This window comes from uncultured Pontibacter sp. (assembly GCF_947499215.1).
Taxonomy (GTDB): Bacteria; Bacteroidota; Bacteroidia; order Cytophagales; family Hymenobacteraceae; genus Pontibacter.
This window is the reverse complement of the sequence record NZ_CANMNI010000001.1, coordinates 767,651-782,991: the sequence shown is the minus strand read 5'-3', so window position 1 is coordinate 782,991 and position 15,341 is coordinate 767,651. Positions and strand designations below refer to the sequence as shown.

General features: G+C 45.9%; 11 protein-coding genes. 7 read left to right on the top strand and 4 right to left on the bottom strand.

Annotation, left to right across the window (positions count from 1 at the left end):
* The first annotated feature begins 370 nt into the window (after positions 1-370).
* The 3 genes from Q1A04_RS03445 (at position 371) to Q1A04_RS03435 (ending at position 3,456) form a co-directional block, all read left to right on the top strand.
* A complete protein-coding gene (locus Q1A04_RS03445) occupies positions 371-1,522 on the top strand; it encodes a serine hydrolase (RefSeq protein ID WP_299701233.1) in 1,152 nt (383 codons plus the stop codon).
* Between the two features lie 180 nt (positions 1,523-1,702).
* A complete protein-coding gene (locus Q1A04_RS03440; protein ID WP_299701232.1) occupies positions 1,703-2,617 on the top strand; it encodes a pirin family protein in 915 nt (304 codons plus the stop codon).
* A 122-nt stretch (positions 2,618-2,739) separates the two neighbouring features.
* Positions 2,740-3,456 carry a 3-ketoacyl-ACP reductase gene (locus Q1A04_RS03435; protein WP_299701230.1) on the top strand — a complete coding sequence of 239 codons (717 nt, stop codon included), beginning with the start codon at positions 2,740-2,742 and terminating at the stop codon, positions 3,454-3,456.
* 54 nt (positions 3,457-3,510) lie between these two features.
* On the opposite strand, the gene Q1A04_RS03430 is transcribed toward Q1A04_RS03435, so the two are convergent.
* Positions 3,511-3,687 (bottom strand): YetF domain-containing protein, encoded by a 177-nt coding sequence (locus Q1A04_RS03430; protein WP_299701228.1) that lies wholly within the window; start codon positions 3,685-3,687, stop codon positions 3,511-3,513.
* A gap of 81 nt (positions 3,688-3,768) precedes the next feature.
* Between Q1A04_RS03430 and Q1A04_RS03425 the strand changes: the two genes are divergently transcribed.
* Entirely contained in the window at positions 3,769-5,613 is a 1,845-nt protein-coding gene (locus Q1A04_RS03425) for a PLP-dependent transferase (protein WP_299701226.1), read from the top strand.
* A 313-nt stretch (positions 5,614-5,926) separates the two neighbouring features.
* Here the strand turns inward: Q1A04_RS03425 and Q1A04_RS03420 are convergent, their stop codons facing one another.
* Both Q1A04_RS03420 and Q1A04_RS03415 read right to left on the bottom strand, forming a co-directional pair.
* Positions 5,927-6,655 carry a LytTR family DNA-binding domain-containing protein gene (locus Q1A04_RS03420; RefSeq protein ID WP_299701224.1) on the bottom strand — a complete coding sequence of 243 codons (729 nt, stop codon included), beginning with the start codon at positions 6,653-6,655 and terminating at the stop codon, positions 5,927-5,929.
* The gene (locus tag Q1A04_RS03415) at positions 6,624-7,655 is read right to left on the bottom strand and encodes a histidine kinase (RefSeq protein ID WP_299701223.1); all 1,032 of its coding nucleotides are present in this window, start codon (positions 7,653-7,655) and stop codon (positions 6,624-6,626) included. The genes Q1A04_RS03420 and Q1A04_RS03415 overlap by 32 nt, the downstream gene beginning before the upstream one ends.
* 258 nt (positions 7,656-7,913) lie before the next feature.
* On the opposite strand from Q1A04_RS03415, the gene Q1A04_RS03410 reads away from it, so the two are divergent.
* The 3 genes from Q1A04_RS03410 to Q1A04_RS03400 all read left to right on the top strand — a co-directional run bounded on the left by Q1A04_RS03410 (position 7,914) and on the right by Q1A04_RS03400 (position 14,029).
* Positions 7,914-8,840 carry an ABC transporter ATP-binding protein gene (locus Q1A04_RS03410; protein WP_299701221.1) on the top strand — a complete coding sequence of 309 codons (927 nt, stop codon included), beginning with the start codon at positions 7,914-7,916 and terminating at the stop codon, positions 8,838-8,840.
* A complete protein-coding gene (locus Q1A04_RS03405) occupies positions 8,837-12,427 on the top strand; it encodes a M1 family aminopeptidase (protein ID WP_299701219.1) in 3,591 nt (1,196 codons plus the stop codon). Before Q1A04_RS03410 ends, Q1A04_RS03405 begins: the two co-directional genes overlap by 4 nt.
* 576 nt (positions 12,428-13,003) lie before the next feature.
* Complete coding sequence (locus Q1A04_RS03400; protein ID WP_299701217.1) at positions 13,004-14,029, top strand: DUF1259 domain-containing protein; 1,026 nt, start codon at positions 13,004-13,006, stop codon at positions 14,027-14,029.
* A 90-nt stretch (positions 14,030-14,119) separates the two neighbouring features.
* Here the strand turns inward: Q1A04_RS03400 and chrA are convergent, their stop codons facing one another.
* Positions 14,120-15,328: a chromate efflux transporter gene (gene chrA, locus Q1A04_RS03395; protein WP_299701214.1), complete on the bottom strand. Its 1,209-nt coding sequence runs from the start codon at positions 15,326-15,328 to the stop codon at positions 14,120-14,122.
* Between the last annotated feature and the right edge of the window lie 13 nt (positions 15,329-15,341).

The window sequence follows — 15,341 nt, the reverse complement described above, 5'->3', positions numbered from 1 at the left end:
TTGTTGATAATATGCTGATAAAGATTAAGTTGAGATGAGTATAAGGTTTAGCTCTGTTGGGAAGGTATAATCTCAGTGCAATTATAAAGAGTGATTGCATTTAACTTATGCGTGAATATGGCAGTGGTCAAAACAATTGACATTTTATTGACACCGTTTACGGAAAGGGCCAATACTTACAATCTGCTGCATCAGAGATTGAGGCTTAAATAGAGTGCTTCATATATTTTGTAAAAATTCCTTTGCTAAAAACCAGAAAGTTGGCTTATATTTAAAGCTCATTTCGGCGTTGGTAGTATTCTGTATGGTCCTTGTTAAGTCACATTTTCATTCTGTTCGTTTTTTTGCGGCATTCCTATCCGGTCTGCTCTTGTTTTCCTGTTCTGGCACTCGTGAAGACCGCTTGATTGCGGAAGAGGACTGCGAGCTCCACATTGAAGTGCCACAAACTTTCACACCTGTTATCGCCAGTAAGCTGGGCACACAGGTCGACTCTATTTTCACGCGTCTGCACAAGAAAAAGGGATTCAACGGCACCGTATTGGTGACCAAGTACGACCAGATCGTTTACAAAGGGGCTTTCGGTTATTCCGATTTTAAAACCAAGGACACCCTTACCACTCAGACCGTGTTTCAGCTGGCCTCCGTTTCCAAGCAGTTCACGGCCATGGCCATTATGATGCTGAAGGAGAGGGGCAAACTGAACTACGACGACAGCCTGCAGGTATACATCCCAGACTTCCCCTACAAAGGCATTACAGTGAGACAGTTGCTCACGCACCGCTCGGGACTCCCCAACTATACCTATTTCAGCGATGAACTCTGGCCCGATCGTAAAGTGGATCTCAGCAACGACGATGTGCTAAGCATGATGGCCGTGCATAAACCGAACATCTACTATCAGCCTGACCGTACGTTCAGTTACAGTAACACAGGCTATGCGCTATTGGCATCGGTTGTAGAGAAGGCTTCCGGACAGCCCTTTGCGGAGTTTATGCGGGAGCATATATTTGACCCGCTGAAGATGCACAACACCTACACCTTCCAGCACGAACTGGTAAGCCAATCGGATAGGGTGGCCAGCGGCCATATTGGAGGACGTCGTAAACGACTGCCAGACTATCAGGATACCGTGTTAGGTGACAAAGGAATGTACTCGACGGTGGAGGATTTGTATAAGTGGGATCAGGCGCTTTATACCCAGCGGCTCGTTTCGCGGCAGACCCTAGAGGAAGCCTTCACCCCAACCGGCAAACTCAACAAGAAGAAAGAGTCCTATGGTTTTGGGTGGCGCCTGAAGCAGGTCGAAAGCGGTGACACGGTGGTATACCACGGCGGTTTGTGGCACGGCTTTAACACCTACATCCTGCGCAACCCCAAGGACCACAGCTCAATCATCGTGCTCAGCAACCTAACTAATGGCAGCCTCAACTACATGAAAGACGTTCGCAATTTTATGTACCCTGCGCAACCGAAAGGTAAAGGAGAGAAGCGTCAGGTACAAGTAGCGAGTGCGCGATAGGCAGAAGCACGGTAGGTATAAAAAGCAGACGGCCCCGGTACTCAAAGTGCCGGGGCCGTCTGCTTTTCTTCGTTCTAAATAATCAATGGAACAGCTCTATTTGATTGCAGTATTTGTAACACAAGTACCCCATTTAAGCCGTCTACGTTTATATTCAGACAAACCACTAAAAATCTAGGTATGCTAGACATAGTAATTGAAGCGCGTAAAGCCTCCTTGGGACCGGGTATGGATGTAAAACGCATTCTGCCTTTTCGTCAGCGCCGCATGGTCGGCCCTTTTATTTTTATGGATCATGCAGGCCCTGTGGAAATACAGCCCAGTGCAGCGCATACGATGGATGTGCTGCCACATCCCCACATAGGCCTATCCACGGTCAGTTATTTGTTTGGCGGACAGGTGACGCACAGGGATAGCTTGGGTGTGGAGCAGATCATACGCCCGGGCGAAGTAAACTGGATGACAGCCGGAAGCGGTATAGCTCACTCGGAGCGCTTTGAGGATCCGGCCGCATTAGCAGGCGGAAATTTGGAGATGATACAGACTTGGGTGGCGCTTCCGGAGAAAGACGAAGAAGCTGCGCCGGACTTTGAGAACTACAAACCGAAACGGTTGCCGATTTTCACAGACAATGGTGTCTGGATGCGACTGATCGCAGGCGATGCCTATGGTTTGCGCAACGATGTGAAAACCCATTCCCCCTTATTTTATCTCCATGTCGTGTTAGAGAAGGGTGCTCGCTTCGGGCTTCCAAGAGAACACTCTGAAAGGGGAATCTACGTAGCGAAAGGTAGTATAGAGGTCGCAAACAGGACTTATACGGTCGGACAAATGTTGGTCTTCAGCAAAGGCGGGGACCCTATTATATTAGCAAAGGAACCCAGTACACTCATGCTGTTTGGAGGGGAGCCACTAGGAGAGCGTTTTATCTGGTGGAATTTTGTCTCGTCCAGAAAAGATCGCATCGAACAGGCGAAGGCAGACTGGAAAGAGGGGCGAATCCTGCTACCCCCAACCGATAATCTGGAATATGTGCCGCTACCTGCTGACCGCTCTAAACCGGCCGGAGGACCAGCACCTCAGGCACTTTCTTAAGTAACGGCTATCTGCTCTGTTGATGAGCAGTGCAAGTTGCGGCACCACTTCAAACACAAGGTCCTTAAAACAGCGTATGAGGAACAAGTCTTATCTTAAACTATTAAATAGAGCAAATATACATGCAGTCACTAAAAGATAAAGTAGCACTGGTAACCGGCGCAGGGAAAGGTATAGGCAAGGCCATAGCAATTGCACTGGCGCAGGAAGGCGTACACGTCGGCTTAATAGCCAGAACAGAAAAAGATGTAAAAATCCTAGCGGATGAGCTTGAAAGCTTAGGTGTAAAAGCAGCGTTTGCCACGGCTGATGTGAGTAACAGAGCCGAAGTGGAAAGCGCTGTAGCCAAGGTACAGGATGAGCTAGGACCAATTGACATTTTAATCAACAATGCCGGCACAGCCACTTTTGGGAAGTTCTTGGAGCTGGAGCCTGAGGTATGGGAGCAGCAGATAAAAGTGAATGTGTTTGGCGTTTACTATACCACACGGTCCGTGCTGCCGCAAATGATCGAGCGGCAGACTGGTGATATTGTGAACATATCCTCTACGGCGGGCAAAGCGGGCAGCCCTGTTACGAGTGCGTATAGTGCCTCTAAGTTCGCCGTTTTTGGCCTGTCCGAAAGTTTGATGCAAGAAGTGCGGAAGCATAACATACGCGTAACAGCCTTGGCCCCGAGCACGGTGGTGACAGAGATGGCACAAAGTGCTAATCTGATCACAGGTGACCCGGAGCGCGTGATGCACCCAGAGGATTTTGCCGAACTTGTTGTGGCGCATCTGAAGCTGAACAGAAGGGTGTTTGTGAAAGAGGCCAGTATATTTTCTACTAATCCTTAAAGTTTGAGGTGAATTGACTTGGTGACTGGCAGCTAGTCAATTTCAGATGCCGGATTACTTTTTAAGCTGTTTGTAGGTGGAGGTTCCTTGAGAATCTCCATCTTTTCTTATCACCGATATGGTGCCGTTTGTTTCTAATACGATGGCCTCCACTTCATCCAGATTGTCTATTATGTTTTGTCTAACGGTTCCCAGAAGTATGCCTTTGACGGTGGGTTTAAAAATTAGCATCTAGCCACCTTTTTAAAACTAGGCCGGAAATTAAATTTTCTACTACTTTGTGTATTATAGGCTTAACTCCAAGTAAATATTATGAAAGATAGTAAAGTGCTAGGCTACATTGAAGATGTATTAGCAAACATGCCAGCTGACTGGTTGAGGCTAACAACCCATCGACTGGATATTTATAATGAACAATTAGCCAAAACCCAATTCTTAGGGCAGTTTGATAATCTATTCAAGAACGGCAATTCTGAAACTACAGCGCTCAGCGAATTACCCACTGCTTTCGATTATATTCGTTTAGGCCATCCATTATCTTCCGTACTGGAATGGGCTATTGCTAAGTTGAATAATCTGAAGCCGGAAAATGTGATCAGTTTTTCATCTAGGACGGTTCCTATTTTAGCAGTGCTGAGAAAAAACCTGCTGGATCATAAAAACACCCAAATTGCTTATGCCGGTGAATTACCGGAATCTTTCGATGCTGACGTGCTAAAGCGTGTTTATGGTTATAAATTTGACTTAAAGCAGGTTAAGAAAGTAGAAGAGATTTTGGAGTTTGATGGCAGTACCATTTTCGTTTCGCAAGATGACGAAATTGGTAAAGTTGATCTCAACCCGAATATTGACTTCTTTATCAAAGTTCATCCTCAATTGGGAAGTATTTTATTGGTAAATGGTGAACAAAATGAGGATTACATCTCAGAAATTCAGCATGTGCGCAGAAGAGAGACAATTGCCATGACTCCGGCCAATTGTTTTGCTGCCTTGCAGCAGCTGACAGGAAAAGCTTCTTCCGACCATGAGCAGCGTGACGTTGAGAAGAACAAAGCAAGTGTCTTAGCGTCAATCAGAAAGATTACAGGTACCAATACGAAGGGGCTAGTTGCTTCATCCGGGCTGTCTATGCAGTATGCGATCATGATGGGGCTGGTGCACGATGCTCTAGAAAAACACAAAGGAAAAGCTATCAAATTCATTGTTCCTCCCAATTGCTATGGTGGAACAAACGACCAAGCAAGACGGGTAGATGCTTGTTTGGATAATGTTGAAGTGGTGGATCTGCCGGTTGATGGTGACCATGATATGGTTCAAAGTATTGATACCGTGCTGGACAAAATTGCCAGCCAAGACGCTGTCGCTTACATTATCGCTGAGATTCCAACAAACCCAAGAGTCGAGGTTCCTGATCTTGTAAAATTAAGGGATGTTCTAACTAAGGCGCGTAAGACTGCAAGTGGTGAAGTTGCCATCGATCCGGTATTTATTTTAGATCAGACATTCTGCCCGAATGTACAATTCGCAAGTGAGGATAACATCCTCTCGTCGGTCAGAATCATATCTTATGTTAGCGGATCGAAATTCCCGAGTGGCGGAAAAGCTACTGCCGGCTACTGTGTAGCAAATGTAAGGGCTGAAGCTTTGCTGAAGAAAATAGAAAAGCACCTGATACTTTGCGACAACGAGGCTACAGATCTTCAAATGGAGATACTAGCAGAGCAATTACCTTCGATGAATCAAAGGATTGAAGATGCTTACAGGAATACGCGTGACTATGTAAACTTTATCAAAGAGGTTTTACCAGCTGCGAAGATCAATTTTGTTTCTGAGGAATTAGCAAAAGAAGGATTTACGCCATCCGTATTTTCACTGGACCTTCCTACGAAAGGGAATACTGATGAAGAAAGGGAAGCTTATAAAAGAGCGTTAAACCTAAAATTGATCAATTTAATGATTGAAGAAATTCCTCATGAAAGTAAATACTGTGTGAGCTATGGGCAGTTGAAGGGATGTTACTGGACAATACCCGCTACTTCCACGCAAGGGACGACGAAAGAAGACGACAAAGATTATATTGCCCGTGTAGCACTATCTCCTGATATGGACCTTGAAATGCATAAAAAAGTCTTTTTAGATTTTGTTGAGCAAATTTAACTCTATTGTAGGTGGTGTTATACTATAGCCAATTAAAACGTAGATATCACTTATAATTTTGTGATAAGGCTGCTCACAGCTACTAAAAATTAATGCAACGCACTATTGCTGCCTAAAGTAAAGCATCCTTACTACGGTCAGCGATGGTGCGTTGGTCTTTTCAGGATTACGATTCCAGAAGAGCAAACGTTGAAGCGGGCAGTAAGTAGACCAATTATTGAGTTATTAACCCTTATTCATATGTATTTAGTGGCATTGACAGAGCTTTAAAACCTGCATGAAGATGTTCTATAGCGTCACATCTAAATTATATTTATATCAAGCCTCTTAATTTCTTGTAAAAGCTCTCACTATAGGTTTCGCTAATAGGTATAACTTGATCAGCTATTTGGATCCTGTTTTTTTCAATATGGTCTATCTTATCGATAGAAACCATAAAGGAACGGTGTACGCGGGCAAAGTCTTGGGCTGGCAGCAGCTCCTCCAGTTTCGCAAAACTTAGCAAAGACATGATCTTTTCCTTGGCTGTATGGATTCTCAGATAGTCTTTCATGCCCTCTATGTAGAGAATATCACGTGTCGCAATTTTTTGGATACGATGGCCCACCTTAAGGAAAATATACTCCTGCTCATGTCTCGGTTCTGCGATCGCTTCCTTCTTTTCGGTTTGCTGACGACTGGTTTGTTCTTGGTATAGCCGAAGCACGCCTTTGTAGAATCGCTCGAAGGAAAAAGGCTTTACCAAGTAATCTTTCACTTCCAGTTCAAAGGCTTTCAAGGCATACTGATCATAGGCAGTCGTCAGGATGATCATGGGCTTTGGGTTCAGCATCGGGATGAAGCTGAGCCCATCGAGGTCCGGCATGTTAATGTCCAAGAAAAGCAGGTCGGGTTTATCATCCTTTAGTTGGGCAGCTGCTTCTAATGGGCTAATAAAGGTTCCTTTCAACTCCAAGAAAGGAACTTTCGCTACATACTCTTCCAGTATTTCCTGGGCAAGATGCTCGTCATCAATTATATAGCAGGTGAGCTTTTCTTTCATGAACCTGTAAACGAAGACCGTGAATCTTTAATGTAACTGTAAATTTTTCACCCGAGTTATCTATCTCTAGGGTGTGTTGATCCGGGTATAACAAAGCCAGCCTTTTCTGAACATTTGGCAGACCAATACCACTTGGCTCTTCCAGCGTATTACCCCGATTCTTCTCAATAGGATTTTGTATGCTGAAGATAAGCGTATTTTCTTTTATCACTATCCTAACTTTTATGTCGCCTGGTTCCAGACGGGCCGGGCTGTGTTTGTAGGCATTCTCCAAGAGGTGTATGAAAAGCAGCGGAGCAATGTGGCAGGACTCCGTATCTCCTTCTAACTCCAGGTCTACAACCGGGCTTTTTTTATACCGGAGCTGCTGCAAACCCACATAATCCTCCAGGTAGTTCATCTCCCGTGAAAGCGGTACCGTGGGAGCATTTGATTCATAGATCATGTAGCGCATCAGGGAAGACAAACGAAGGACAGCTTCCGGAGCAGTAGCAGCTTGTTTGTAAACCAAGGTGTGGATGTTATTGAGTGTATTGAACAGAAAGTGCGGATTGATCTGTGACTTCAAATAATATAGTTCAGCCTGTACAGCCTGTTTCTCTAGCTGCTCTTTTTTGATGGTATTAAGCACCAAATTCTCTGTAACTCTGGCCAACCAGCTTAGGAAAATAAAGGGGATTATAATTGAGAACAGGGAGACAAAATAGTACAAAAGGTCGAAAGTATCCAGCCTTTTGTAATGAAGAAGCATATATAAGATCGGACCGGACAATGTGATTCCTGAAAGCCGGAGGAAATAAGCACCTTTTTTTCTTTTGCCTAAATAGCGGGTCAGGAGAAAGAAATGGCTGTAAAAAACATACATAGCTGTCAGGACGACTGCCACAGTTAATTTAAACCAGTGAACAGTATCCTGACTTAGTTGAAGCGCTATCAACAGGCTAAACAGAATCCAGAGACCGATGTGGATGAGCGTGAATACCTTTTTAATTCGATGCATAGCACAAAGATATTTTTTCCTGCCATTCCTATACTATCTACTCGGCAGGAGCCTGATACCAATCTGCGAAACCGCTTATTGATCCTGCAAGTGCTTTGGCGGATGCAAAGTCGCCATTGGTCGACTACTTTACAGAGGTAGCATATTGCTTTTTGCTTTCCATTACCATACCGTTTCCTTTATTCTGGAAATAAGCGAGAAGGCGCTCTAAAGATGCTTCTCTCTCTTCTAGCAATTAGAATGAAAAAATCTGAAACTATGGAAAATAACCAGATCACCCTGTCCATCCGCAATGTCTCTAAAACCTACGCCAATGGCGTAAAGGCTTTGAACAATATTTCCTTAGACATTCCCTCGGGCATGTACGGCTTGCTAGGCCCTAACGGCGCAGGAAAGTCTACGCTCATGCGCACACTAGCTACGCTGCAGGACCCCGATGAAGGGGATATAATTTTAGGTGAAATAAATGTAGTGAAGCAGAAGGAGGAGGTGCGTCAGACGCTCGGTTACCTGCCACAAGAGTTCGGGCTCTACCCTAAAGCGAAAGCGGAAGATCTACTCGATTACTTCGCCGTGCTCAAAGGAATCACCAACTGGGCTTCCAGAAAAGAAGTGGTAGAAGCCTTGCTAAAACAAACTAATCTGTGGGATGTACGCAGGCAAAAATTGGGTGGCTTCTCGGGTGGTATGAAGCAACGCTTCGGCGTGGCAGTGGCATTACTGGGCAATCCTAAGTTGCTGATCGTAGACGAGCCTACAGCAGGCCTAGACCCAGCAGAGCGGGTACGCTTTCTCAACCTATTGAGTGAGCTGGGCGAGAACAGCATCGTGATTCTATCTACCCATATTGTTGAAGATGTCAGCGAGCTTTGCACCCGAATGGCTATCATCAGCAAAGGACAAATACTGCAGCAAGGGGAGCCTTTAAATGCGATAGAAGAACTGCAAGGAATGATTTGGCGCCGCATTGTTGAGAAAAGCATGTTGCCAGCGCTGGAGCAGGAGTATAAGGTCATCTCTACTAAACTGCTTAGCGGACGAACTGTAGTCCATGTATACAGCGAAGAAAATCCCGGTAATGGCTTTGAACTGGTGCCCCCAGATCTGGAGGATGTTTACTTCACCACGATGGCAGGATATAATCAAAAGCAGGTAATGCTGCAGGAGAGAGAGGTGCAGCTATGATACTCTGGAAGATTTTTCGCTCTGAGTTTGCGTATCAGGTAGGGCGCATTTCCACATGGCTCTATGTAGTAGTCCTGCTCGCATTTACAATCGGAATGAAGCTGGTCATCGCAACTGCCGACGGCGTATACCCTAATAATACCTTTCACATCACGGCTATAACTGTTATTGGCTGCCTTATCTGGCTTGTAATAGGTGCGTCCGTGGCTAGCGAAGCGGCAGCACGAGACGTACAGCTGCGGATGCATCCTCTTATATATGCTTCTCCGGTCAAGAAGCGTGATTACTTGGGCGGGCGATTTCTGGCAGCCTTTGCGGTGAATGCATTGCTAATCCTTTCTTTACCATTAGGTGTGTTGCTGTCCTTCTACCTGCCAGGTATAGAGCAAGAAGAATTATTGCCGTTCAGGCCTTTGGCGTATTTGAATGTATACTTCTTAATTGCATTACCGATTGTTTTTGTAGCAACAGCGCTTCAATTCTCTTTTGCCGCGCTTAGCCGCCAGGTGATGACTAGTTATCTGGCCAGCTTATTATTAGCCATTTTTCCTCAGATGATCGCGGTGACGGCAGCAAAGCTCTTTGGAAACTGGGACTTAACAAAATTACTGGATCCGGTAGGTGTTGCCGGTATTGTAGGCAACGAACTACAAACATGGACGGCAACAGAGAAAAACACGCGACTCGTTACGCTGGAAGGTATGTTTCTTCTGAATCGTGTCATGTGGGGGAGTGTGGCTATAGGGCTGTTGTGGTTAACCTATCGTCGCTTCAGCTTTACGAATCCCGCAATAAACAGCTGGTGGAGTAGCTTTAAAAAGCATCCAAAAGTACAGGTCAAGACTTCTCCTGAAACCGCAATAATTAGAGCAGCTGCCATTTCTGTTCCGCAGATTCAGCGAAGTTTTGGCTTTGCCACCTGGTTCTGTCAGATGCTTACCATTGCGTGGGCATGTTTTGGAAAAATAGCCCGACATCCAATAGGACTTACACTAGTTGGTACCATTGCACTGGTCTCAGCTGTATTCAGTGGCAGCATTCTAAATGAGCATGGGATTCCGCTGCTTCCCACTACCCAGCAGGTGCTATCCTACCTGACCTCTCCTGTAAGCAGCGTCAATTCTCCTTGGGTTGTTATCCCGCTACTTATCATGTACTTCGTTGGTGAGCTTGTTTGGCGTGAGCGGGATGCAGGCCTAAGTGATGTAGCTGATGCAACACCTGTACCGGATTGGGTACTCTTCACAGGTAAGTTCTTGGGGTTAAGTCTCATCATTGTTGTCTGGATGGCCTTGATTATGGCAGGAGGTATAGGGATGCAGGTATACCTGGGCTACGATAAATTGGAGCTAGGTCTATACCTGCAGACCCTATTTGGGCTTCAGCTTGTAGATTACCTGCTATTTGCCCTGCTCGTCTTTGTGGTACATGTAATAGTAAATCAAAAACATATTGGTTACCTGGTGGTGCTATTGGTTTTTAGCTTTATGGCCTTTCCTTCCACCTTCCAGGTCGAGCACAGTTTGCTCATTTTTGGAGCAGACCCAAGATGGTGGTATACCGATATGCGTGGATTCGGACCTACACTTGGGCCGTGGTTGTGGTTTAAAGTCTACTGGTTAGCTTGGGCCTTACTGCTGGCAGTGGCTGCGAGATTGCTTTGGGCGCGGGGAAGGGAACAAGGTTTGAAACATCGTATTCAGCTAGCAAGGAGCCGTTTCACACGCTCAACAACTTGGGTTGCCATACTCGGTGCAGGGCTTCTCTTTAGCGTGGGGAGCTTCGTTTTCTATAACACGAATGTCCTGAATGAGTACCTGACTGGCTCTGAGATCAGTGAGAGGAAGGCTGCATACGAACGGCGCTATGGGCAGTACAGAAATACCCCGCAACCCCACCTGATAGCTACAAAGCTGCATGTCGAGATTTATCCCGACCGGCAGGAAGCCAGTATTCGTGGCACCTATACACTGGTGAATAAGGAAACATTTCCAATAGACTCGATACATGTAGGGAGTGTACCGGTCATAAAGATTGGTGAAGTAAACTTCAACCGGCCAGCTGCCGGCGTGCTGATAGACAAAGTACTCGGCTACCACATTTATGCACTAGAGCAACCATTAAGGCCGGGAGATTCCCTGCAATTAGACTTTTTAGTAAACTATAAGCCCCGTGGTTTCCAACATAGCGGTACGAACGGTTTGGTGGTGGAAAACGGCACCTATTTCAGGAATTTTGACCTGCTACCTACTATTGGCTACCAACGCTACAGAGAAATTAATGATACTGTCCTTCGTAGAAAGCATCAGCTTGCTGCGCGCCCAGACATACCTTTTCTTTATGCTCAGAAGGAACGTAAAAAGCCGTTCAGTACAGATCAGACTACCTTTGAAGCCATTGTAGGTACGGCAAAGGATGAAGTTGCCGTCGCGCCCGGAGTATTGCAACAAACTTGGACAGCAGTTGACCGGCGCTACTTCCATTACAAAACGGATGCGGGTATCGGGGGTGAGTACTCTATCTTATCAGGTAACTATGCGGTGCAGGAAAGTAAGTGGAATGATGTCGCGATAAAGGTGTATTATTATCCAAATCATACCCAGAACCTAGACCGTATGCTCCGAAGCGTAAAAGCTTCGTTGGAATACTTTACGGAGCAGTTTGGTCCTTATCCCTTTAAACATCTAACGGTAGTAGAGCGCGCTGGCACCGGGGGTGGAGCAACTGCGGATGCGAGCATCATATACTATGGAGAACAGTATGCCCTTATGAATCCCGATGACAGTCCGGATGGCTTTGACCTTCCCTATTATATTCTGGCGCATGAAGTGGCGCACCAGTGGTGGGGAATGGCCAGATTAACACCTGCCTATGTCGAAGGAGCCGGTGTTCTGATTGAAGGCCTATCAGTGTATTCCGGCATGCAGGTGCTGGAAAAGAACTATGGTGATGGTCATTTGCAGAAATATGTAAACTTTTTGCATGACTCCTATGCAATGCCACGCTCACTCGCATCAACTTCCTTAATCAGGGCAGATGAACCCTTTTTATATTATAAAAAAGGTGGTCTCGCCATGTATACCCTGAGTAAGTACATAGGTAAAGAAAAAGTCAATGGTGCACTGCGGAGCCTGCTCCAAAAACGTACTTCAGGAGAGTTACCTCTGCCGACTACCTTGGATCTCTATCATGAGCTACAAAGGGTTACCCCTGACTCATTGAAATACTTGTTACATGACCTGTTTAAGGAGAACACGTATTGGCGCCTTAAAACAAAGCAATTTGTAGCAGAGCAAACGAATGCAGGCAACTGGGAGGTAACCCTGAAGGTGGAGGCTCAAAAGGTGGTCGTGGATAGTACAGGTAAGGAAAATGAAGTGCCGATGAATGATTGGCTGGAAGTTGGCATTTATGAGGAGGGTAAAGGGTTAAACGAGCCACTATACCTTCTGATGCACCGCATTCGGTCTGGTGAGCAAAAGATAAAAATCACAGTGCCGCGAAAACCTGAACGCGGGGGTATCGACCCTAACCTCTTAATGATTGACCTGAGACTTGATGATAATATGATGCCACTAGATGGGTAAAAAAGTATAATGCATGGCAGATGTACATCTCTATTATTTACAGTTCCTATCACAACTGAAAGGAGTGTTAAGGGCTAGGGCAAAACTTTGAAGAGTGCGCAATTAGCTTCACAAGAATTGTAAAGGCTAAATCTATGAATTGAAAGGGAGGCTATAAAAAAAGCCGCTCCAGTTTTATCTGAAGCGGCTTTTTTAGTAGACCAAAGGATTGAATTATCGAACCTTATCCACAGTGATTTGGTGGCCGTGAGTAAATATGTAGAGGTAGAAGTGGAGAGGTAGAGACTTTTCAATAGTAGCATTGAGTGCCTGTTGATCATAACGCTTGCTATGGACTTTAGCCTGCATAAGAAAGTGGGAAACGGCAACAGTGTTGACCTAATCAGAAAGCGGCTACATGAACTAAGGAAAACTAGCTGTGCTACTAAAAGCTACTGATTTATTTGATACATTCAAATGTGAATAATTGACTGATCTGTAGCAACTACAAGGCTGTTTAAAGTGGTTATATTTATTTAGATATAGCAGTAGTTTATATTGTATCACCTTTTCTCCTTTTTTTAAGTATAAACCAGTATGAAAAACAACATGAGCCGAAGGCAAGCATTACAGGTAACGGCCTTGCTTGGAACTGCTTCCGTCTTAGGTCTTCCTGAACTGCTGGCAGCTCCTCAGAAAGGAAGCACACCTGCTTTAACCACAGCAGAGATTTCAGCGATCGAAACTGCCATGGGGAAAAAGGGAACCTACAAAGAAGCTGAAGCGACGCATACCACGCCCTTGCCCCGTAATGACTTAAAAGTAAAGATCAAAGGTGAATCTGTGCCAATTGCTTTCGGCTTTGGAGGATGGGTATCCATCAAGAAGACAGTAGATGGTAAGACGGCCATGCTCATGAGCGATACCGTGTTGCTGCAGGAGGAAGTGAATCCCTTGATTTCAGCAGCCCATGCGAACGGGTTGGAAGTGAGTGCAATTCACAATCATTTCTTTTACGAAGAGCCCCGGATCTTTTACATGCACCTGCATGGCATGGGCACTCCCACTGATCTGGCTAAAAAATTTGCTGCTACCATCAGCCAAAGCAAGCTAGCACCTGCGAATCAACCTAAAACCTCTGCTGCTAATCCAACTGCACAGAGCGGCAATACTGCCCCCGCAACAGCGGCAGCTCCCACAGGCAAAGAAAACTTTGACATACAAGCCTTAAATGCTGTGGTAAAGTATAGCGGAACGGTAAATGGACCTACCTATAAGTATACAGTGGGCAGAGATGATCTAACCATTATGGCGATGGGAGCGGAAATGACACCCTCCATAGGCCTCAACTCATGGGCTTCTTTTGCTGGCAAACAAGAAAGGGCGCACATTGCGGGCGATATAGCCATGCTGGAGCAGGAAGTAAATCCGGTGATCAAGGCCTTGCGCCAACATAATATGGAAGTGGTGGCCCTGCATCACCATATGCTCGGCGATGACCCGCGAATTATATTTCTTCATTATTACGGAAGCGGCCCAGCCATCAAGCTAGCGCAAGGCTTCCGGGCGGCGCTGGAGGAACTTGGTAAGCATGGCAAAGAAATGAATCATCCCAAACACTAGCTTTTAGGACACTATCATTAGTGTTGAATTGTCGGAATAAAAGATTCTCTTCCCTTACAAATGGCTTCATTTGATAGAGGAAATAGCCTCTTACTGGATTAGGTGCCAAACCATGCCCAGCAATCCTGCTCCCAGAATCACAAAAATGGCCGTGAACTTTGACTTGATGCGGTACAATATCAACAAGGACAGTGCAAACACAAGCGCTGTGAACCAATCCGTGATGGTAGACCGGAACAGCAGCACCGCAGTCATCGCAATCAGGCCTATCACACCGGCCGTCACGCCGTCCAGGAAACTATGCAGTGCCTTGTTTGAAATGACCTTTTCAACTATGTTATGCCCTAACAGCGTGAAGGAGAAAGCTGGCAGAAAGATGGCAAACGTCATCAGAATGGTACCCGGCCAGCCTGCGCCGAAATAACCCACAAATGTAGAAAAGATAATCAGGGGTGCAGGAAGTATACCTGACAGCGCGATGCCATCAAGAAACTGCCTGTTACTTAACCAGCCCTGTTGTACTACGGCATCCTGCTGGATGAATGGGATAACGGTATAGGCCCCGCCAAAGGTCAGCAATCCTGCCTTTAAGCCTGTCCAGAAAACCGCCAAATGCGACTGTTCCCTTACTGTAGAAGTAGCTGCGTCAACAGGTGCGGTGGTCTGGAGTTGAAGCATCTCAGGGTTGAACAAGAAGACACAGGCGATGGCCAGCACTACTCCACAAAGCGTCACAAGCAGTAGATTCCCCTTCATCCAGAACACATAGGCAAGACCAGCCAGGGGAAGCACGATGAAAAATCCGACACCGCAGAAATAGGCTATAAAAGCGGCTATTGCAATCACCAGCAGTTTCCAATCGACAAGCGCGTGTTTACCGATGCGATGAACTGCCGCAAAGATCAGGGCGATCACAGCAGCCTGGAAGCCCAGAAAAACAGCCTGCAGCAGCGGGGAGCCAATGCCTATGCTAACATACAGCCATGTGAGCAAAAGCATTAGGATAAATCCGGGAAGCATAAAACCAAGACCAGCCAGAAAGCCACCCAGTCTACCGCCCGCTACCATTCCAAAGTAAACGCATAACTCGTGGGCTTCCGGTCCGGGCAATACCTGATAGACAGCAAGCGCCCGGTTAAACCGCTCCTTTGTGATCCATTCTTCTTCCTCCACTAATTCTTGTTTAAGCATGGCAATCTGGGCCACCGGGCCACCCCACGCCAGAAATCCAAACTTAAGGAAGCGTAGGAAGATCTGGATCTTCGTTTGATTAAGCACCGAAGGATTGGGATTATGCATAGGTGTAAACAAA